Consider the following 19,442-nt stretch of genomic DNA (forward strand, 5'->3'; position numbering starts at 1 on the left):
CCCGAATTTCTTGACGACCATAGAGCGTTGGAACCACCTGATCCCATCCCGAACTCAGAAGTGAAACGATGCATCGCCGATGGTAGTGTGGGGTTTCCCCATGTGAGAGTAGGTCATCGTCAAGATTGAATTCCGAAACCCCAATTGCGAAAGCAGTTGGGGTTTTGTTTTGCCCGCAAAAAAACGGCTGTTTGATTTCTATGCAACGGCTCGGTGCATGGCTATTATTCGGGCCTCATTGTGAGGCGAGACCTGCATGCTGACGTTGTTGAACCTTCTGAAGGATGGTCGATTCCATTCTGGTCAGGCTCTGGGAGTTGCCCTGGGTATTAGTCGAAGTGCAGTCTGGAAGCAGCTACAGCACTTGGAGGCCGAGCTCGGATTGACCATACATAAAGTTCGAGGTCGGGGTTACCAATTGGCTGCGCCTCTCACCTTGCTTGATTTGCACAGAATTGAGGCGAATCTTGCCGGCTGGCCTATCAGCCTCTTTGACTCAATCGACTCTACTAACGCCGAATCATTACGCGCGGTCGATCGTGGCCAAGTGGCGCCTTTTCTAGTTTTAGCTGAGCGACAGATTGCCGGGCGTGGGCGCAGGGGGCGAAAGTGGGTCAGCCCATTTGCCGAAAATCTTTATTACAGTCTCGTATTGCGCATTGATGGCGGAATGCGTCAGCTCGAGGGCTTGAGCCTGGTCGTGGGGCTCGCTGTCATGCAAACCCTGCGCTCGGTTGGGGTCTCTGGTGCCGGGTTGAAATGGCCTAATGACGTTCTCGTCGGTCGAAAAAAGATCGCCGGGATTCTGCTCGAGCTCGTAGGGGATCCGGCAGATGTGTGTCACGTGGTGCTGGGGGTTGGTATCAACGTGAATATGCAGGCCACTGATGAGGTCGATCAGCAGTGGACTTCGGTTCGCTTGGAATCGGGTCGAAATTGCGATCGTAATAATCTGGTAGTGGAGTTGAGCAAGCAGTTGCAGCTCTATTTGCAGCGCCATCAGTCAGATGGTTTTACTTCGCTTCAGGCAGAGTGGGAAGCGAATCATCTCTGGCAAGCACAGCCAGTTTCGCTAACGGCGGGTGTCACTCAGGTGGATGGTGTGGTCCTGGGTATCGATAATCAGGGTGCGTTGCGGCTGAAGGTTGATGGTGTGGAAAAAGTCTTTAGTGGCGGTGAGCTCAGCTTGAGGTTGCGTGATGATTCTTGAGCTCGATTGCGGTAACAGCTTTATCAAATGGCGGGTGTTGCGCGCTGAAGTCGGTGCTTTGATCGCTGAGGGTGTGGTTGACACTGATAAGGCATTGGTTGATGCGCTTCGCTCGCCAGTGAAGCTCTCGTTGAGTAAGTGTCGCCTTGTCAGCGTAAGAACTGACGAGGAGACCGGTGATCTTATTGCGCTACTCAAGCGGGAGTTCGGTATTTCCGTTGTTTGTGCGGCGCCCGCCCGTGAGATGTCCGGTGTCAAGAATGGTTATGAAGACTACGAGCGTCTTGGACTCGATCGCTGGCTGGCTATGCTGGGTGGTTTTCATTTGGCCAATGGCGCTTGTGTGGTCCTGGATTTCGGAACTGCAGTGACGGCAGATTTCATTTCGCCGGATGGTGAGCATCTGGGGGGCTTCATTTGTCCCGGCATGCCGCTGATGCGAAACCAGTTACGTACGCACACGCGCAAGATTCGCTATGGGGATCAAGCTGCGGAGCAGGCATTGGCCAGTCAGGCTCCAGGGCGAAACACGGTTGAAGCAGTGGAGCGCGGTTGTTTGCTGATGTTGAGAGGGTTCGTTTTGACTCAACTGGAAATGGCGCGGTCCTATTGGGGGGACTCCTTCACTGTTTTCATCACTGGTGGGGACGCAGAGCTGGTTTCTGATGTTGCGCCAGGGGCTCGGGTCGTCTCCGATCTGGTGTTCGTGGGTTTGGCTATGGCGTGTCCTTTATCCTGAGGTTTGTATGCGTTGGTTGTTCCTCCTGCTTCTGGTACTCAATATTTTTTATTACGTCTGGCATCAGCAAGAAGCACCTCTGCGCGCAAAGGATGTGACACCTCTCAGTCTCTATCGGGGTTCGCAGCAGGATATTCGTTTGTTGAGCGAGACGAGCGATGCTTCGCGTGAAAGACGATCTGGCGGGAAGGTCGACGGGCAGTGTCTATATATAGGTGGTTTGGCGCGCCCTGACTCCGCTCAGGCGTTGGAGCAGCGTTTGACAGAACTTGGGGCGAAGGCGTTGCCGGTATCCAGAGAGCTTTCCGGGGGGCTGTACTGGTTCCGAGTTTCGTCCGAAACCCAGCGTTTGTTGGGGGATGTCCAATTGCAAAACCTTTCCAAGGAATTCAATGAGTTAAAACACAAAATAATGCTGTGCGAGGGGGTTGCACCTGCGGAATAGTTTGCATAGAATGGCGCCCGCTCCACAGCGAAGACCAAATAGGTTAACGCGGCAGAGCGATGTCAATGCAGCTAACCTCAGGTTTTTAAATGAGAAAATGCTTGACAGGGGGTTGGCATAGTATAGAATGCCGGCCTGATTAGGAGGGGTTCCCGAGCGGCCAAAGGGATCAGACTGTAAATCTGACGTCTACGACTTCGAAGGTTCGAATCCTTCTCCCTCCACCAGATTTTAGCGTGAGCTGCAGGCTCCGCGGGTATAGTTTAGTGGTAGAACCTCAGCCTTCCAAGCTGATGATGCGGGTTCGATTCCCGCTACCCGCTCCAAGTTTGCAGGTTGTGCAAGGCGTTACGCTCTTGTAGCTCAGTTGGTAGAGCACACCCTTGGTAAGGGTGAGGTCAGCGGTTCAAATCCGCTCAAGAGCTCCATATAACAAGGCAGATATGAAAATATCTGCCTTTGTTTTAATGGCTAGGGTTGTTTGCTTATTTCTTCTGTTAGGGGTGATATCGATGGCTAAGGAAAAATTTGATCGTTCCCTACCGCACGTCAACGTCGGAACTATCGGTCACGTTGACCACGGTAAAACCACTCTGACCGCTGCTCTGACTCGCGTCTGCTCCGAAGTTTTCGGTTCGGCCGTAGTTGAATTCGACAAGATCGACAGCGCTCCAGAAGAAAAAGCTCGCGGTATCACCATCAACACCGCGCACGTTGAGTACAACTCGAACATTCGTCACTACGCTCACGTTGACTGCCCAGGTCACGCTGACTACGTGAAGAACATGATCACTGGTGCTGCCCAGATGGACGGCGCGATCCTGGTTTGCTCGGCCGCTGATGGTCCGATGCCACAAACCCGTGAGCACATCCTGCTGTCCCGTCAGGTAGGCGTTCCGTACATCGTGGTTTTCCTGAACAAGGCAGACCTGGTAGACGACGCTGAGCTGCTGGAACTGGTTGAGATGGAAGTTCGCGACCTGCTGTCCACCTACGACTTCCCAGGCGACGACACTCCGATCATCATCGGTTCGGCTCGTATGGCGCTGGAAGGCAAAGACGACAACGAAATGGGCACCACTGCTGTTAAGAAGCTGGTGGAAACTCTGGACAGCTACATCCCAGAGCCAGAGCGTGCTATCGACAAGCCTTTCCTGATGCCAATCGAAGACGTGTTCTCGATCTCGGGTCGCGGTACTGTTGTGACCGGTCGTATCGAGCGCGGTATCGTTCGCGTTCAAGATGCCCTGGAAATCGTTGGTCTGCGTGACACCACCACCACCACCTGCACCGGTGTTGAGATGTTCCGCAAGCTGCTGGACGAAGGTCGTGCTGGTGAGAACTGCGGCGTTCTGCTGCGTGGTACCAAGCGTGACGACGTTGAGCGTGGTCAGGTTCTGGTTAAGCCGGGTTCGGTTAAGCCGCACACCAAGTTCACCGCAGAAGTTTACGTTCTGAGCAAGGAAGAAGGCGGTCGTCACACTCCGTTCTTCAAAGGCTACCGTCCGCAGTTCTACTTCCGTACTACTGACGTGACCGGTAACTGCGAGCTGCCAGAAGGCGTTGAAATGGTAATGCCAGGTGACAACATTCAGATGACTGTTACCCTGATCAAAACCATCGCGATGGAAGACGGTCTGCGTTTCGCTATCCGTGAAGGCGGTCGTACCGTCGGCGCTGGCGTCGTAGCCAAAATCATCGAGTAAGTAGTTGTAATGTATTTTTCGGGCCGGCATAATGGTCGGCCTGATTTTGTTTTAGGTCAGTAGCTCAATTGGCAGAGCGACGGTCTCCAAAACCGTAGGTTGGGGGTTCGATTCCCTCCTGACCTGCCAGATTCACTCGGTGTGTCTGGCTTTCTTTTCACAGGATCTTCATAGATGACTCCTAAGGCTGAAGCTCAAGGCTCTCGCTTCGATCTGCTCAAGTGGCTTGTAGTGGTCGCTTTGGTGGTGGTTGGCGTTGTAGGCAATCAGTATTACTCTGCTTCGCCGATCCTGTACCGTGTACTCGCATTGCTTGTCATTGCTGCTGTAGCTGCCTTTGTAGGCCTGCAGACTGCCAAGGGCAAGTCTTTCTTTGTACTGGTTAAGGAAGCTCGTACCGAGATTCGTAAAGTCGTATGGCCAACTCGCCAAGAAACCACGCAGACCACGCTTATTGTTGTGGCTGTTGTTCTGGTTATGGCGTTGCTGTTGTGGGGGCTCGATTCCCTGCTCGGCTGGCTTGTTTCCTTGATTGTCGGCTAAGGGTGTCCCGTGGCTAAGCGTTGGTACGTTGTGCATGCTTACTCGGGTTACGAGAAGCATGTCATGCGTTCGTTGATCGAGCGCGTAAAGCTGGCTGGCATGGAAGATGGCTTCGGCGAAATTCTGGTTCCCACTGAAGAAGTGGTTGAGATGCGTAATGGCCAGAAGCGCAAAAGCGAACGCAAGTTCTTCCCTGGTTATGTGCTGGTACAGATGGATATGAACGAGGGTACTTGGCACTTGGTCAAGGATACTCCTCGGGTGATGGGTTTTATCGGCGGTACTGCTGACAAGCCTGCGCCAATCACTGATAAAGAAGCAGAGGCGATCCTGCGTCGCGTTGCTGACGGTAGCGACAAGCCGAAGCCGAAGACGTTGTTCGAGCCAGGCGAAACCGTTCGAGTCAATGACGGCCCGTTCGCTGACTTTAACGGTGTTGTTGAAGAAGTTAACTACGAAAAGAGCCGGATCCAAGTGGCGGTGCTCATTTTCGGACGCTCTACTCCGGTAGAGTTGGAGTTCAGTCAGGTCGAAAAGGTCTAGCTGAACAAGCATCCCAACCCCGCAGCCCTAGGCTGTGGGGTTTTGTCGTCACTGGGATAAACGCGCAAGTAACCGGGGAGCCTTTCGAGGCGTTCGAACCCGTAATTGGAGTGCCTCATGGCCAAGAAGATTACCGCTTACATCAAGCTGCAAGTGAAGGCCGCTCAGGCTAACCCAAGCCCACCTGTTGGTCCTGCTCTGGGTCAGCACGGCGTGAACATCATGGAATTCTGCAAAGCTTTCAACGCCCGTACCCAGGGTCTGGAAGCTGGTCTGCCGACTCCAGTGATCATCACTGTCTACAGCGACCGTAGCTTCACTTTCGAAACCAAATCCACCCCTGCTTCGGTTCTGCTGAAGAAAGCGGCCGGTCTGACCAGCGGTTCCGCTCGTCCGAACACCGTTAAGGTTGGCACTGTTACCCGTGCTCAGCTGGAAGAAATCGCGAAAACCAAAAACGCGGATCTGACTGCAGCTGATATGGATGCAGCCGTGCGCACTATCGCCGGTTCTGCTCGTAGCATGGGCCTTAACGTGGAGGGTGTGTAATGGCTAAGCTGACCAAGCGCCAAAAGGCTATCGCTGAAAAAATCGAAGCGGGCAAGTCCTACAACTTCGAAGAGGCCGCAACTCTGCTGGCTTCGCTGCCAGCTGCCAAATTCGTCGAGTCGTTCGACTTAGCTGTAAACCTGGGCGTAGACCCGCGTAAATCCGACCAGGTCGTTCGTAGCGCTACTGTGCTGCCACACGGTACTGGCAAGACTGTTCGCGTTGCTGTGTTCACCCAGGGTCCAGCTGCTGAGGCCGCTCTGGCTGCCGGCGCTGACCGTGTAGGTATGGACGAACTGGCTGCCGAAATGAAAGGCGGCGACCTGAACTATGACGTAGTGATCGCATCCCCGGATGCCATGCGTGTTGTAGGTCAGCTGGGTCAGATCCTCGGTCCACGTGGTCTGATGCCTAACCCGAAAGTCGGCACTGTTACCCCAGACGTCGCTACCGCGGTTAAAAATGCCAAGGCTGGTCAGGTTCGTTATCGCACCGACAAAAACGGCATCATCCACACTTCCGTTGGCAAGATCGGCTTCGATGCCGTCAAGCTGAAGGAAAACGTTGAAGCCCTGATCGCTGATCTGAAGCGTATCAAGCCAGCTTCCTCGAAAGGTATCTACGTCAAGCGCGTTACCCTGAGCACCACTATGGGCCCAGGTCTGGTCATCGACCAGAGCTCGCTGGACGCGTAAGACAAGAATTGGCGCAGTTGACTGCGCCAATTGAAAGATTGGGGTCCCTGCCTGGCGGGGGCTATCCAAGACCGTAGGCGACGCAAGTCTTAAACCTCAAGCCTACGCAGATGGTGCTCCCGGTTCCTTACCGAATCAGACACCAAAACGACATTCGGTTTCGATCGAATGAAACGGTAACAAGCAGGAGTTAAACCCGTGGCAATTAATCTCGAAGACAAGAAGGCCATCGTCGCTGAAGTCAACGAGGCTGCCAAAGTCGCTCTGTCCGCTGTCGTGGTTGATGCCCGTGGCGTAACAGTAGGCGCAATGACCGGACTCCGTAAAGAGGCTCGTGAAGCTGGCGTTTACGTACGTGTTGTACGTAACACCCTGCTCAAGCGCGCTGTTGCTGACACTCAATACAGTGTCCTCAACGACGTGTTCACCGGCCCGACCCTGATTGCATTCTCCAACGAACACCCGGGCGCTGCTGCTCGTCTGTTCAAGGAATTTGCCAAGGGTCAGGACAAGTTCGAGATCAAGGCAGCTTCGTTCGAGGGCAAGTTCCTCGCAGCGAATGAGATCGACGTGCTGGCAAGCCTGCCAACTCGCGACGAAGCTATTGCGAAACTGATGAGCGTGATTCAAGGCGCTACCAGCAAGCTGGCTCGTACTCTGGCGGCAATTCGCGATCAGAAAGAAGCAGCTGCAGCCTGAGGCTGAGCGTTTCCACTCTCGCGTATTTTTGTTTATTTCGACGGCCGTACAGGCTGTCCACCAAATCAGGAATTGAGTCATGTCTCTGACTAACGAACAAATCATCGAAGCAATCGGCCAGAAAACCGTTCTGGAAGTTGTTGAGCTGATCAAAGCAATGGAAGAAACCTTCGGCGTGACCGCTGCTGTTGCTGCTGCTGGTCCAGCTGCTGCTGCCGCTGTTGTTGAAGAGCAAACCGAGTTCAACGTTGTTCTGGTTGAAGCCGGCGAGAAGAAAGTAAACGTGATCAAGGCAGTTCGTGAGCTGACCGGTCTGGGCCTGAAAGAAGCCAAAGAGAAAGTCGACGGCGCTCCTCAGGTTGTAGCTGAAGGCGTTTCGAAAGAAGCTGCTGAAGACGCCAAGAAGAAGCTGGAAGAAGCAGGCGCTAAAGTCGAGCTGAAGTAAGCATCGACTTTGCTCCTCCAGCCCGAGCGTCAAGCGACAGGCTGATGGCTGGTGGCTCTTGCCACCGGCCTTTTTCCGTTATTGGCAGCCGACTGGGTCGGTGCTGATAAAGGCGCTGTAACCACCCGATGCGGTGGCGCAAACCATGGGGTTTGCACGATTTTCTGGCTGCTCCCGTCGGGAGGGGCCAAACAAGCAGGTGACCAAGCTGGGGAACGCTGATGGCTTACTCATATACTGAGAAAAAACGTATCCGCAAGGACTTTAGCAAGTTGCCGGACGTCATGGATGTGCCTTACCTCCTGGCCATCCAGCTGGATTCGTATCGTGAATTCTTGCAAGCGGGAGCGACTAAAGATCAGTTCCGCGACGTGGGCCTGCATGCGGCCTTCAAATCCGTTTTCCCGATCATCAGCTACTCCGGCAATGCTGCGCTGGAGTACGTCGGTTATCGCCTGGGCGAACCGGCATTTGATGTCAAAGAATGCGTATTGCGCGGTGTAACTTTCGCCGTACCTTTGCGGGTAAAAGTGCGCCTGATCATTTTCGACAAAGAATCGTCGAACAAAGCGATCAAGGACATCAAAGAGCAAGAAGTCTACATGGGTGAAATCCCATTGATGACTGAGAACGGTACCTTCGTAATCAACGGTACCGAGCGTGTGATCGTTTCCCAGTTGCACCGCTCCCCGGGCGTGTTCTTCGACCACGACCGTGGCAAGACGCACAGCTCCGGCAAACTGCTGTACTCCGCGCGCATCATTCCTTACCGCGGTTCGTGGCTGGACTTCGAGTTCGACCCGAAAGACTGCGTATTCGTGCGTATCGACCGTCGTCGCAAGCTGCCGGCCTCGGTACTGCTGCGCGCGCTCGGTTATACCACCGAAGAAGTGTTGGACGCGTTCTACACCACCAACGTATTCCACGTGAAAGGCGAAGGCCTGAGCCTGGAGCTGGTGCCTCAGCGCCTGCGTGGTGAAGTTGCTGTTCTCGATATCCAGGATGACAAGGGCAAGGTGATTGTCGAGCAGGGTCGTCGTATTACTGCCCGCCACATCAACCAGCTGGAAAAAGCCGGGATCAAAGAGCTGGACGTGCCTCTGGATTACGTTCTGGGTCGTACCACCGCCAAGGCCATCGTGCACCCGGCTACCGGTGAGATCCTGGCAGAGTGCAACACCGAACTGAGCACTGAAGTTCTGGCGAAGGTCGCCAAGGCCGGTGTCGTTCGTATCGAAACTCTGTATACCAACGATATCGACTGCGGTCCGTTCATCTCCGACACACTGAAGATCGACTCCACCAGCAACCAATTGGAAGCGCTGGTCGAAATCTATCGCATGATGCGTCCGGGCGAGCCGCCAACCAAGGATGCTGCCGAGACCCTGTTCAACAACCTGTTCTTCAGCCCTGAGCGCTATGACCTGTCTGCGGTCGGTCGGATGAAGTTCAACCGTCGTATCGGTCGTACCGAGATCGAAGGTTCGGGCGTGCTGTGCAAGGAAGACATCGTCGCGGTACTGAAGACTCTGGTCGACATCCGTAACGGTAAAGGCATCGTCGATGACATCGACCACCTGGGTAACCGTCGTGTTCGCTGCGTAGGCGAAATGGCCGAGAACCAGTTCCGCGTTGGCCTGGTACGTGTTGAGCGTGCGGTCAAAGAGCGTCTGTCGATGGCAGAAAGCGAAGGCCTGATGCCGCAAGACCTGATCAACGCCAAGCCGGTGGCTGCGGCGGTGAAAGAGTTCTTCGGTTCCAGCCAGCTGTCGCAGTTCATGGACCAGAACAACCCGCTGTCCGAGATCACCCACAAGCGTCGTGTCTCCGCACTCGGCCCTGGCGGTCTGACTCGTGAGCGCGCAGGCTTCGAAGTCCGTGACGTACACCCGACTCACTACGGTCGTGTCTGCCCGATTGAAACGCCGGAAGGTCCGAACATCGGTCTGATCAACTCCCTCGCCGCTTATGCGCGTACCAACCAGTACGGCTTCCTTGAGAGCCCGTACCGTGTGGTGAAAGAGGGTGTGGTCACCGACGATATCGTGTTCCTGTCCGCTATCGAAGAAGCCGATCACGTGATCGCGCAGGCTTCGGCGACCATGAACGAGCAGAAAGTCCTGGTCGACGAACTGGTAGCCGTACGTCACCTGAACGAATTCACCGTCAAGGCGCCTGAAGAAGTCACCTTGATGGACGTTTCGCCGAAGCAGGTAGTTTCGGTTGCAGCGTCGTTGATTCCGTTCCTCGAGCACGACGACGCCAACCGTGCGTTGATGGGTTCGAACATGCAGCGTCAGGCTGTACCAACCCTGCGTGCCGACAAGCCGCTGGTAGGTACCGGCATGGAGCGTAACGTGGCTCGCGACTCCGGCGTTTGCGTCGTGGCTCGTCGTGGCGGCGTGATCGACTCCGTTGATGCCAGCCGTATCGTGGTTCGTGTTGCCGATGACGAAGTTGAAACCGGTGAAGCTGGTGTCGACATCTACAACCTGACCAAGTACACCCGCTCGAACCAGAACACCTGCATCAACCAGCGTCCGCTGGTGAGCAAAGGTGATCGCGTTCAGCGTAGTGACATCATGGCTGACGGCCCGTCCACCGACATGGGTGAGCTGGCTCTGGGTCAGAACATGCGCATCGCGTTCATGGCGTGGAACGGCTTCAACTTCGAAGACTCCATCTGCCTGTCCGAGCGTGTGGTTCAGGAAGACCGCTTTACCACGATCCACATCCAGGAACTGACCTGTGTGGCTCGTGACACCAAGCTTGGCCCAGAGGAAATCACTGCGGACATCCCGAACGTGGGTGAAGCTGCACTGAACAAGCTGGACGAAGCCGGTATCGTTTATGTAGGTGCCGAAGTTGGCGCAGGCGACATCCTGGTAGGCAAGGTCACTCCGAAAGGCGAGACCCAACTGACCCCGGAAGAAAAACTGCTGCGTGCGATCTTCGGTGAAAAAGCCAGCGACGTTAAAGACACTTCCCTGCGCGTACCTACCGGTACCAAAGGTACGGTCATCGACGTGCAGGTCTTCACTCGCGACGGCGTTGAGCGTGATGCTCGTGCACTGTCGATCGAGAAGTCCCAGCTGGACGAGATCCGCAAGGATCTGAACGAAGAGTTCCGCATCGTTGAAGGCGCGACCTTCGAACGTCTGCGTTCCGCTCTGGTAGGCCACAAGGCTGAAGGCGGCGCAGGTCTGAAGAAAGGTCAGGACATCACCGACGAAGTACTCGACGGTCTTGAGCATGGTCAGTGGTTCAAACTGCGCATGGCTGAAGATGCTCTGAACGAGCAGCTCGAGAAGGCTCAGGCCTATATCGTTGATCGTCGCCGTCTGCTGGACGACAAGTTCGAAGACAAGAAGCGCAAACTGCAGCAGGGCGATGACCTGGCTCCAGGCGTGCTGAAGATCGTCAAGGTTTACCTGGCAATCCGTCGTCGCATCCAGCCGGGCGACAAGATGGCCGGTCGTCACGGTAACAAGGGTGTGGTCTCTGTGATCATGCCGGTTGAAGACATGCCGCACGATGCCAATGGCACCCCGGTCGACGTGGTCCTCAACCCGCTGGGCGTACCTTCGCGTATGAACGTTGGTCAGATCCTTGAAACCCACCTGGGTCTCGCGGCCAAAGGTCTGGGCGAGAAGATCAACCGGATGGTCGAAGAGCAGCGCAAGGTCGCCGAACTGCGCACCTTCCTGGACGAGATCTACAACCAGATCGGCGGTCGTAACGAAGATCTGGACAGCTTCTCCGATCAGGAAATCCTCGATCTGGCGAAGAACCTGCGTGGCGGCGTTCCAATGGCCACTCCAGTGTTCGACGGTGCCAAGGAAAGCGAAATCAAGGCCATGCTGAAACTGGCGGACCTGCCAGAAAGCGGCCAGATGCAGCTGACCGACGGTCGTACCGGCAACAAGTTCGAGCGTCCAGTTACCGTTGGCTACATGTACATGCTGAAGCTGAACCACTTGGTAGACGACAAGATGCACGCGCGTTCTACCGGTTCGTACAGCCTGGTTACCCAGCAGCCGCTGGGTGGTAAGGCGCAGTTCGGTGGTCAGCGTTTCGGGGAGATGGAGGTCTGGGCACTGGAAGCATACGGTGCTGCTTACACTCTGCAAGAAATGCTCACAGTGAAGTCGGACGATGTGAACGGCCGGACCAAGATGTACAAAAACATCGTGGACGGCGATCACCGTATGGAGCCGGGCATGCCCGAGTCCTTCAACGTGTTGATCAAGGAAATTCGTTCCCTCGGCATCGATATCGATCTGGAAACCGAATAACACGTGACGCGATCGAGAGCGGGGCAGGATTGCCCGCTCTCTGCTCCGCCAGGAGGAAAGGCCTTGAAAGACCTACTGAATTTGCTGAAAAACCAGGGTCAAGTCGAAGAGTTCGACGCCATCCGTATCGGATTGGCCTCGCCTGAGATGATCCGCTCGTGGTCGTTCGGTGAAGTTAAAAAGCCGGAAACCATCAACTATCGTACGTTCAAGCCTGAGCGTGACGGTCTGTTCTGCGCCAAGATCTTTGGCCCGGTAAAGGATTACGAGTGCCTGTGCGGTAAGTACAAGCGCTTGAAGCACCGTGGTGTGATCTGCGAGAAGTGCGGCGTTGAAGTTGCACTGGCCAAGGTTCGTCGTGAGCGCATGGCGCACATCGAACTGGCTTCGCCGGTTGCCCACATCTGGTTCCTGAAATCGCTGCCGTCCCGTATCGGCCTGCTGATGGACATGACCCTGCGTGATATCGAACGCGTTCTCTACTTCGAGAGCTATGTCGTTATCGATCCGGGCATGACCACTCTTGAAAAAGGTCAGCTGCTGAACGACGAGCAGTACTTCGAAGCGCTGGAAGAGTTCGGTGACGATTTCGACGCCCGCATGGGTGCCGAAGCTGTCCGCGAACTGCTGCACGCTATCGACCTGGAACACGAGATTGGCCGTCTGCGTGAAGAAATTCCGCAAACCAACTCCGAAACCAAGATCAAGAAGCTGTCCAAGCGTCTGAAGTTGATGGAAGCCTTCCAGGGTTCCGGCAACCTGCCAGAGTGGATGGTACTGACGGTTCTGCCGGTTCTGCCGCCGGATCTGCGTCCACTGGTTCCGCTGGATGGCGGTCGTTTCGCGACTTCCGACCTCAACGATTTGTATCGTCGAGTGATCAACCGTAACAACCGTTTGAAGCGCCTGCTGGATCTGTCCGCTCCGGACATCATCGTGCGCAACGAAAAGCGCATGTTGCAGGAAGCTGTCGATGCACTGCTCGACAACGGTCGTCGTGGCCGCGCTATCACCGGTTCCAACAAGCGTCCTCTGAAATCCCTGGCTGACATGATCAAGGGTAAGCAAGGTCGTTTCCGTCAGAACTTGCTCGGTAAGCGTGTTGACTACTCCGGTCGTTCGGTAATTACCGTAGGTCCGACCCTGCGTCTGCATCAGTGCGGTCTGCCGAAGAAGATGGCTCTCGAGCTGTTCAAACCGTTCATTTTCGGCAAGCTGGAAATGCGTGGTCTGGCGACCACCATCAAAGCGGCCAAGAAAATGGTCGAGCGTGAGCTGCCGGAAGTTTGGGACGTTCTCGCTGAAGTGATTCGCGAACACCCGGTTCTTCTCAACCGTGCACCAACCCTTCACCGTCTGGGTATCCAGGCGTTTGAGCCGGTACTGATCGAAGGCAAGGCTATCCAGCTGCACCCTCTGGTCTGCGCCGCGTACAACGCCGACTTCGACGGCGACCAAATGGCCGTGCACGTACCGCTGACGCTGGAAGCCCAGCTCGAAGCGCGTGCGTTGATGATGTCGACCAACAACATTCTGTCGCCAGCCAACGGTGAGCCAATCATCGTTCCGTCGCAGGACGTTGTATTGGGTCTGTACTACATGACTCGCGAAGCGATCAACGCCAAGGGCGAAGGTCGTGTGTTCGCGGATCTGCAGGAAGTTGACCGTGTGTTCCGTGCCGGCGAAGCCGCACTGCACGCCAAGGTCAAGGTTCGTATCAACGAAACCGTGAACGATCGTGACGGCAACAGCGTGAACAACACTCGTATCGTCGACACTACTGTCGGTCGTGCGCTGCTGTTCCAGGTTGTGCCAAAAGGTCTGTCGTTCGACGTCGTCAACCTGCCGATGAAGAAGAAGGCGATCTCCAAGCTGATCAACCAGTGCTACCGCGTGGTTGGTCTGAAAGAGACCGTGATCTTTGCCGACCAGTTGATGTACACCGGTTTTGCCTACTCGACCATTTCCGGCGTTTCCATCGGTGTTAACGACTTCGTTATCCCGGATGAAAAAGCCCGCATCATCGGTGCAGCCACCGACGAAGTGAAAGAGATCGAGAGCCAGTACGCCTCCGGCCTGGTAACCCAGGGCGAGAAGTACAACAAAGTGATCGACCTTTGGTCGAAAGCGAACGACGAAGTCTCCAAGGCGATGATGGCCAACCTCTCGAAAGAGAAAGTCATCGACCGTCACGGCGTCGAAGTCGATCAAGAATCGTTCAACTCGATGTACATGATGGCCGACTCGGGTGCGCGGGGTTCCGCAGCACAGATTCGTCAGCTGGCCGGTATGCGTGGTCTGATGGCCAAGCCGGACGGTTCCATCATTGAAACGCCGATTACTGCGAACTTCCGTGAAGGTCTGAGCGTACTCCAGTACTTCATCTCGACTCACGGTGCTCGTAAAGGTCTGGCGGATACCGCGTTGAAAACCGCGAACTCCGGTTACCTGACTCGTCGTCTGGTAGACGTGGCGCAGGATCTGGTCGTGACCGAGATCGATTGCGGCACCGAACACGGCCTGCTGATGACTCCGCACATTGAAGGCGGTGACGTTGTAGAGCCGTTGGGTGAGCGCGTATTGGGTCGTGTCATTGCCCGTGACGTGTTCAAGCCGGGTACCGAGGACGTCATCGTTCCTGCAGGCACTCTGGTAGACGAGAAGTGGGTCGAGTTCATCGAGCTGAACAGCATCGACGAAGTGATCGTGCGTTCGCCGATCAGCTGTGAAACCCGCTACGGCATCTGCGCCAAGTGCTACGGCCGTGACCTGGCTCGTGGTCACCAGGTGAACATCGGTGAGTCGGTCGGCGTAATCGCTGCCCAGTCCATCGGTGAACCGGGTACTCAGCTGACGATGCGTACGTTCCACATCGGTGGTGCGGCAAGCCGTACTTCCGCAGCCGACAGCGTTCAGGTGAAGAATGGCGGTACCGTCCGTTTGCACAACCTGAAGCACGTTGAGCGTGTGGATGGCAACCTGGTTGCCGTGTCCCGTTCCGGTGAGCTGGCGATTGCTGACGACTTCGGTCGTGAGCGCGAGCGTTACAAGCTGCCGTACGGTGCCGTGATTTCGGTTAAAGAAGGTGACAAGGTCGACGCTGGCGCCATCGTGGCCAAGTGGGATCCGCACACTCACCCGATCGTTACCGAAATGAAAGGTACCGTGACCTACGTGGGCATGGAAGAAGGCATCACGATCAAGCGTCAGACTGACGAATTGACCGGTATGACCAACATTGAAGTACTTGATCCGAAAGATCGTCCGGCTGCCGGCAAAGACATTCGTCCTGCTGTGAAGATGGTCGATGACAACGGCAAGGATCTGTTGCTGCCAGGCACTGACGTTATTGCTCAGTACTTCCTGCCAGCCAACGCCCTGGTCGGCGTTGCGGACGGTGCGAAGATTGCGATCGGTGATGTTATCGCTCGTATCCCGCAGGAAACTTCGAAGACTCGTGACATCACCGGTGGTCTGCCGCGTGTTGCCGACCTGTTCGAAGCCCGTCGTCCGAAAGAGGCGTCGATTCTGGCTGAAGTCAGCGGCACCATCGCGTTCGGTAAAGAGACCAAGGGCAAGCGCCGTCTGGTCATCACCCCGAACGACGGTAGCGATCCGTACGAAGAGCTGATTCCGAAGTGGCGTCACCTGAACGTGTTCGAAGGCGAACAGGTAAACCGCGGCGAAGTTATCTCCGACGGTCCGAGCGATCCGCACGACATCCTGCGTTTGTTGGGTGTTAGCGCGCTGGCCAAGTACATCGTGAACGAGATCCAGGACGTTTACCGTCTGCAAGGCGTGAAGATCAACGACAAGCACATCGAGACCATTCTGCGTCAGATGCTGCGTAAGGTTGAGATCTCCGAATCCGGCGATTCCAGCTTCATCAAGGGCGACCAGATGGAACTGACTCACGTGCTGGTAGAGAACGAGCGTCTGAACGCGGAAGACAAGTTTGTCGCCAAGTTCACCCGCGTTCTGCTGGGTATCACCAAGGCGTCGTTGTCGACCGAGTCGTTCATCTCGGCGGCTTCCTTCCAGGAAACCACCCGTGTACTGACCGAAGCGGCCGTAACCGGCAAGCGCGATTACCTGCGCGGCCTGAAGGAAAACGTGGTCGTGGGTCGTCTGATCCCGGCCGGTACCGGTCTGGCTTATCACAGCGAGCGCAAGCGTCGTCGTGATGCAGACAAACCGTTGCGCGTAAGCGCCAGTGAAGTGGAAGCTGCACTGACCGAAGCGCTGAACTCGAGCGGTAACTGAGTTCTGCGATAAATGAGCTGAGGCCCTGATCGCGCCGTTCATCGAATCGAGACAATTTGTCGAGGTTCGACGAGCGGGGAGGTCGGGGCCTTGCCTTGACTGGGGGCAAGATCCTCTTTAGACTCTTGATCCCCTAAATTTGGCGGGAATCCGTTCCTGCCATTTTGCTTTTCTTGCAAGACAATAGCGTCGCAAGACAACAGTGGAGCTAGTAGATGGCAACTATCAACCAGCTGGTACGTCAGCCGCGTAAGCGTATCGTCGAGAAATCCGACGTACCTGCGCTGCAGAACTGCCCGCAACGTCGTGGCGTGTGCACCCGTGTGTACACCACTACGCCGAAAAAACCTAACTCGGCACTGCGTAAAGTATGCCGTGTGCGTCTGACCAACGGTTTCGAGGTTTCCTCGTACATCGGTGGTGAAGGCCACAACCTGCAAGAGCACAGCGTGGTACTGATCCGCGGCGGTCGTGTAAAAGACTTGCCAGGTGTTCGTTACCACACCGTTCGCGGCTCCTTGGATACTTCCGGCGTTAAGGGCCGTAACCAGGGTCGTTCGAAGTACGGTACCAAGCGTCCGAAGTAATCGGCCGTTTTGCAGATTTTCATTTTATTGAGTCGATAAGAGTAAGGTCGGGCGCGAATCCTCAAGGATCTGTCCCGAACTAACCTGAAGACCGTTTGAGGGCTTATCAATGCCAAGACGTCGCGTAGCAGCAAAGCGTGAGATTCTGGACGATCCGAAATACGGAAGCCAAATCCTCGCCAAATTCATGAACCACGTTATGGAAAGCGGCAAGAAAGCCGTTGCCGAGCGTATCGTTTATGGTGCCCTGGAAACCGTTGCGGCTCGCAAGACCGGCACCGATCCCCTGGAACTCTTCGAAAAAGCACTCGACGCCATCGCTCCGCTGGTCGAAGTGAAGTCGCGCCGCGTTGGCGGTGCTACTTACCAGGTTCCGGTCGAAGTTCGTCCGTCCCGTCGTAACGCTCTGGCAATGCGCTGGTTGGTAGACTTCGCCCGCAAGCGTGGCGAGAAGTCTATGGCTCTGCGCTTGGCTGGCGAGCTGCTGGATGCTGCTGAAGGTAAAGGTGCTGCTGTTAAGAAGCGTGAAGACGTGCACCGTATGGCCGAAGCTAACAAAGCTTTCTCGCACTACCGCTTCTAATTTTAGCTTCACTAATTTTGCGAGGGCTTTATGGCTCGTACTACTCCGATTAGTCGCTACCGTAACATCGGTATCGTCGCTCACGTGGATGCTGGTAAAACCACCACCACCGAGCGCGTCCTTTTTTACACTGGCAAAAGTCACAAAATGGGCGAGGTGCATGACGGCGCCGCGACCACAGACTGGATGGTTCAGGAGCAGGAGCGTGGTATTACCATTACTTCTGCTGCCATTACCGCCTTCTGGAAAGGTTCCGAGAAGCAGTACCCACACGAGCATCGCTTCAACGTAATCGATACCCCGGGCCACGTGGACTTCACCATTGAAGTAGAACGTTCGCTGCGCGTACTCGACGGCGCTGTCGTTGTGTTCTGCGGTACTTCGGGTGTTGAGCCTCAGTCGGAAACCGTATGGCGTCAGGCCAACAAATACGGCGTTCCACGTCTTGTTTACGTAAACAAGATGGACCGTGCTGGTGCCAACTTCCTGCGCGTGATCGGTCAGATCAAGCAGCGTCTGGGTCACACTCCGGTGCCGATCCAGCTGGCTATCGGTTCGGAAGACAACTTCCAGGGCCAGATCGACCTGATCAACATGCAAGCTGTCTACTGGAACGACTCTGACAAGGGTATGGTTCCGGTTCGCAAGGAAATCCCTGCGGACATGCTCGAGCTGGCTACTGAGTGGCGCAGCAACATGGTTGAGGCTGCGGCCGAAGCCAGCGAAGAGCTGATGAACAAGTACCTGGAAGGTGAAGAACTGTCGATCGCCGAGATCAAGGCAGCTCTGCGTCAGCGTACTATCGCTGGCGAAATCGTTCTGGCTGTTTGCGGTTCTTCGTTCAAGAACAAGGGTGTTCCCCTGGTTCTCGACGCCGTTATCGACTTCCTGCCTGCTCCGACCGACATTCCTGCTATCAAGGGTTCCAACCCTGATAACGAGGAAGAAGAGATGGAGCGTCATGCAAGCGACGACGAGCCGTTCGCGGCCTTGGCGTTCAAGATCGCTACCGACCCATTCGTGGGTACCTTGACCTTCGTCCGCGTTTACTCGGGCGTGTTGAACTCCGGCGACGGCGTGATCAACTCGGTTAAAGGCAAGAAAGAGCGCGTGGGTCGTATGGTGCAAATGCACGCAAACGCCCGTGAAGAGATCAAGGAAGTGCGCGCTGGCGACATCGCGGCCCTGATCGGCATGAAGGACGTCACCACTGGTGAAACCCTCTGCAACGCTGACAAGCCAATCATCCTGGTTCGCATGGACTTCCCGGAGCCGGTTATTTCGGTTGCCGTAGAGCCTAAGACCAAGGATGACCAGGAGAAAATGGGTATCGCTCTGGGCAAGCTTGCTCAGGAAGACCCGTCTTTCCGCGTCAAAACTGATGAAGAGACTGGTCAAACGATCATCTCCGGCATGGGCGAGTTGCACCTGGACATCCTGGTTGACCGGATGCGCCGTGAGTTCAACGTCGAAGCCAACATCGGCAAGCCACAGGTTTCGTACCGTGAGCGCATCACGAAGAACTGCGAAATCGAAGGCAAGTTCGTTCGTCAGTCCGGCGGTCGTGGCCAGTTCGGTCACTGCTGGATTCGCTTTGCTCCTGCTGACGAAGGTCAGGAAGGTCTGCAATTCCTGAACGAAGTAGTGGGTGGTGTGGTTCCTAAGGAATACATCCCGGCTATCCAGAAGGGTATCGAAGAGCAGATGAAGAACGGCGTTGTTGCCGGCTATCCGCTGATCGGCCTGAAGGCTACCGTGTTCGATGGTTCTTACCACGACGTCGACTCCAACGAGATGGCGTTTAAAGTGGCTGCTTCCATGGCGACCAAGCAACTGGCCCAGAAGGGCGGTGGTGAGTTGCTCGAGCCGATCATGGCGGTAGAGGTTGTTACGCCTGAAGACTATATGGGTGATGTGATGGGCGACCTTAACCGTCGTCGCGGCATGATCCAGGGTATGGAAGACACAGTGTCCGGCAAGGTTATCCGTGCCGAGGTTCCACTGGGTGAGATGTTCGGTTATGCGACCGACGTTCGCTCCATGTCCCAGGGTCGCGCAAGCTACTCTATGGAATTCAAAAAATACGATACGGCTCCGTCGCACATCGTCGAATCCGTTACCAAAAAACAAGGCTGATTCA

The 19,442-nt window shown here is 55.5% G+C and carries 15 protein-coding genes, 4 tRNA genes and 1 rRNA gene; all 20 read left to right on the top strand.

Going from position 1 to position 19,442, the window contains the following annotated elements; genetic code table 11:
- Window positions 1-9: 9 nt before the first annotated feature.
- The 20 genes from rrf (at window position 10) to fusA (ending at window position 19,438) form a co-directional block, all read left to right on the top strand.
- Window positions 10-125, top strand: a 5S ribosomal RNA gene (gene rrf / locus J5M72_RS05360).
- A 131-nt stretch (window positions 126-256) separates the two neighbouring features.
- Window positions 257-1,210 (top strand): bifunctional biotin--[acetyl-CoA-carboxylase] ligase/biotin operon repressor BirA, encoded by a 954-nt coding sequence (gene birA / locus J5M72_RS05365; protein ID WP_169432139.1) that lies wholly within the window; start codon window positions 257-259, stop codon window positions 1,208-1,210.
- Window positions 1,200-1,949: a pantothenate kinase gene (locus J5M72_RS05370; RefSeq protein ID WP_207864540.1), complete on the top strand. Its 750-nt coding sequence runs from the start codon at window positions 1,200-1,202 to the stop codon at window positions 1,947-1,949. Before birA ends, J5M72_RS05370 begins: the two co-directional genes overlap by 11 nt.
- Before the next feature lie 7 nt (window positions 1,950-1,956).
- Window positions 1,957-2,394, top strand: a complete 438-nt coding sequence (locus J5M72_RS05375; protein WP_169432137.1) for a hypothetical protein — start codon at window positions 1,957-1,959, stop codon at window positions 2,392-2,394.
- A gap of 142 nt (window positions 2,395-2,536) precedes the next feature.
- A tRNA-Tyr gene (locus tag J5M72_RS05380) sits at window positions 2,537-2,621 on the top strand.
- 25 nt (window positions 2,622-2,646) lie between these two features.
- Window positions 2,647-2,720: transfer RNA gene (locus J5M72_RS05385), tRNA-Gly, on the top strand.
- A gap of 26 nt (window positions 2,721-2,746) precedes the next feature.
- A tRNA-Thr gene (locus J5M72_RS05390) sits at window positions 2,747-2,822 on the top strand.
- An 84-nt stretch (window positions 2,823-2,906) separates the two neighbouring features.
- Complete coding sequence (gene tuf / locus J5M72_RS05395; RefSeq protein WP_010220303.1) at window positions 2,907-4,100, top strand: elongation factor Tu; 1,194 nt, start codon at window positions 2,907-2,909, stop codon at window positions 4,098-4,100.
- Window positions 4,101-4,153: 53 nt separating this feature from the next.
- Window positions 4,154-4,229, top strand: a tRNA-Trp gene (locus tag J5M72_RS05400).
- Between the two features lie 45 nt (window positions 4,230-4,274).
- Window positions 4,275-4,643 carry a preprotein translocase subunit SecE gene (gene secE / locus J5M72_RS05405; RefSeq protein ID WP_007916493.1) on the top strand — a complete coding sequence of 123 codons (369 nt, stop codon included), beginning with the start codon at window positions 4,275-4,277 and terminating at the stop codon, window positions 4,641-4,643.
- A 9-nt stretch (window positions 4,644-4,652) separates the two neighbouring features.
- The gene (gene nusG / locus J5M72_RS05410; RefSeq protein WP_007957598.1) at window positions 4,653-5,186 is read left to right on the top strand and encodes a transcription termination/antitermination protein NusG; all 534 of its coding nucleotides are present in this window, start codon (window positions 4,653-4,655) and stop codon (window positions 5,184-5,186) included.
- A 117-nt stretch (window positions 5,187-5,303) separates the two neighbouring features.
- Window positions 5,304-5,735, top strand: a complete 432-nt coding sequence (rplK, locus tag J5M72_RS05415; RefSeq protein WP_003228756.1) for a 50S ribosomal protein L11 — start codon at window positions 5,304-5,306, stop codon at window positions 5,733-5,735.
- Window positions 5,735-6,430: a 50S ribosomal protein L1 gene (gene rplA / locus J5M72_RS05420; RefSeq protein WP_207864542.1), complete on the top strand. Its 696-nt coding sequence runs from the start codon at window positions 5,735-5,737 to the stop codon at window positions 6,428-6,430. The genes rplK and rplA overlap by 1 nt, the downstream gene beginning before the upstream one ends.
- A gap of 198 nt (window positions 6,431-6,628) precedes the next feature.
- Window positions 6,629-7,129 (top strand): 50S ribosomal protein L10, encoded by a 501-nt coding sequence (rplJ, locus tag J5M72_RS05425; RefSeq protein ID WP_169432136.1) that lies wholly within the window; start codon window positions 6,629-6,631, stop codon window positions 7,127-7,129.
- A gap of 79 nt (window positions 7,130-7,208) precedes the next feature.
- The gene (rplL, locus tag J5M72_RS05430; protein WP_007957596.1) at window positions 7,209-7,574 is read left to right on the top strand and encodes a 50S ribosomal protein L7/L12; all 366 of its coding nucleotides are present in this window, start codon (window positions 7,209-7,211) and stop codon (window positions 7,572-7,574) included.
- Window positions 7,575-7,795: 221 nt separating this feature from the next.
- Window positions 7,796-11,869 carry a DNA-directed RNA polymerase subunit beta gene (gene rpoB / locus J5M72_RS05435; RefSeq protein ID WP_169432135.1) on the top strand — a complete coding sequence of 1,358 codons (4,074 nt, stop codon included), beginning with the start codon at window positions 7,796-7,798 and terminating at the stop codon, window positions 11,867-11,869.
- Between the two features lie 63 nt (window positions 11,870-11,932).
- Window positions 11,933-16,132, top strand: a complete 4,200-nt coding sequence (gene rpoC, locus J5M72_RS05440) for a DNA-directed RNA polymerase subunit beta' (RefSeq protein WP_169432134.1) — start codon at window positions 11,933-11,935, stop codon at window positions 16,130-16,132.
- A gap of 215 nt (window positions 16,133-16,347) precedes the next feature.
- Complete coding sequence (rpsL, locus tag J5M72_RS05445; protein WP_003186084.1) at window positions 16,348-16,719, top strand: 30S ribosomal protein S12; 372 nt, start codon at window positions 16,348-16,350, stop codon at window positions 16,717-16,719.
- 109 nt (window positions 16,720-16,828) lie between these two features.
- Window positions 16,829-17,302 (top strand): 30S ribosomal protein S7, encoded by a 474-nt coding sequence (gene rpsG, locus J5M72_RS05450; protein WP_007957592.1) that lies wholly within the window; start codon window positions 16,829-16,831, stop codon window positions 17,300-17,302.
- 30 nt (window positions 17,303-17,332) lie between these two features.
- Window positions 17,333-19,438: an elongation factor G gene (gene fusA, locus J5M72_RS05455; RefSeq protein ID WP_085712351.1), complete on the top strand. Its 2,106-nt coding sequence runs from the start codon at window positions 17,333-17,335 to the stop codon at window positions 19,436-19,438.
- Window positions 19,439-19,442 lie beyond the last annotated feature (4 nt).

The organism is Pseudomonas sp. 58(2021) (assembly GCF_017491585.1).
In the GTDB taxonomy this organism is placed as follows: Bacteria; Pseudomonadota; Gammaproteobacteria; order Pseudomonadales; family Pseudomonadaceae; genus Aquipseudomonas; species Aquipseudomonas fluorescens_BT.